Origin of the sequence: Paenibacillus forsythiae T98 (genome assembly GCF_000520735.1) — a bacterium.
GTDB lineage: Bacteria > Bacillota > Bacilli > Paenibacillales > Paenibacillaceae > Paenibacillus_AQ > Paenibacillus_AQ forsythiae.
In genome coordinates this window covers 1-1,381 of record NZ_ASSC01000376.1, presented here as the reverse complement: position 1 = coordinate 1,381, position 1,381 = coordinate 1, and the positions used below count along the sequence as shown (strand labels likewise).

At 59.8% G+C, this 1,381-nt stretch carries 2 protein-coding genes; one reads left to right on the top strand and one right to left on the bottom strand.

The window, feature by feature from the left end; translation table 11 throughout:
• Positions 1 to 541 (top strand): molybdopterin-dependent oxidoreductase (locus L692_RS0112210; RefSeq protein WP_025700216.1); only part of this gene is annotated, 541 nt, incomplete at its 5' end.
• Positions 542 to 619: 78 nt separating this feature from the next.
• Here L692_RS0112210 and L692_RS32685 read toward each other — a convergent pair.
• On the bottom strand, positions 620 to 1,381 hold a 762-nt coding region (locus tag L692_RS32685; RefSeq protein ID WP_036723401.1), incomplete at its 5' end, for a hypothetical protein.

Here is a 1,381-nt window from a genome sequence, read left to right as displayed (position 1 = left end):
GATGGGGGGGGGAGCCGAGGGGCATTTCCGGGTCTACACGGTGACGGATATCCCCTCCTTTGACAACTCCAATTGGTCCTTCAAGGTCGACGGTCTGGTGGACAACAAGCTGCACTGGAACTGGGAGCAGTTCGTCAAGCTCCAGCGGGAGGTACAGGTGAGCGATTTTCACTGTATTACTGGCTGGTCGGTCTACAAAAATACATGGGAAGGCATCCCGCTGGCGAAGCTTCTGGACATGGCCGGGGTGCAGCGTACGGCGACAAGCGTTAAATTCTATTCCGGAGACGGCGTATACACCGATTCGCTGACGTTAGAGCAAGCGCGGATGGACGATGTGCTCGTTGCCGTCATGCATGACGGCAGGCCGATCTCGAATGAGCTGGGCGGTCCGGTGCGGCTCGTCGTTCCGCAAATGTATGCCTACAAATCGGTGAAATGGCTTAATCGCATTGAGTTGATCAAAGGGGATCATGTCGGCTACTGGGAGCAGCGGGGCTACAGTAGCGACGCCTGGCTGCCGGGAAGCGAGAAAATATAGCAATACCGCCTTGAACGGCGGAAGCTGCTCATAAGGAAAGGGAGGCCCCCTTGCAAGGGAGCCCCCCTGTAATTCAAGTTATTCCGTTATTTCTTCAAAGGAAGCGTCGTACAGCCGGAACATGGTCTTGTACCCCGACTCGTCGATTTTGATGCCTACCTCAAGTCGTCCCGTCACCTGCAGCGGACCCGATTTATGCCTCAGCTTGACGTTGTCCGGCACAAAGACAATCATGATCTTGTTCCAATACGTTTCGTCCCCGTTGTCAAACGGGCATTCGGCGCCGGGCTGAGGGATCAGCAGGAACCAGTGCTTCTCGAAGGAGAGCACCTCGCCCATGAAGCCTTTGATCGTCACTTGACTTTTGCCCTCGCTAAGATCCCAGAAGCGCTCGGATGGCCGGGTCTGGTCGCCCCCGTCAAAAAAATCCGACCAGCCGATTTTCACCACCCCTGATGTGTTCCCGCCATCTGGACCTTTAACCGCCGTCTCCCCTCCGGTATTACGCGGAGACGCGGAGGGCGCCGCTTCCGGCTTGCCGCTGCTCGATGCCGAATCAGCGGATGGCGAAGGCGAGACCGGCTTGCGGGTAGAGGCAGGGGTGGCGGCAGCTGGAGCCTTCCGGTCAGCGCCGGACGGCTTGGCCTCAGCGCTGCGGACGGGACTGGACGCAGGCTTGGGGCTGGCCGCTGCCTGCGTCCCTCCGGAGGAAGGCGTTCCGGAAGCCTTGCGGGGACTGGACGCCGAAGCGGAAGCTTCGGCCTTGGGAGCCGGCGCTTGCTTCGCATCCGGCGAGGCCGATGCTGCTGGCTCCGGGGAAGGTGCGGCAGAGCCGATAGC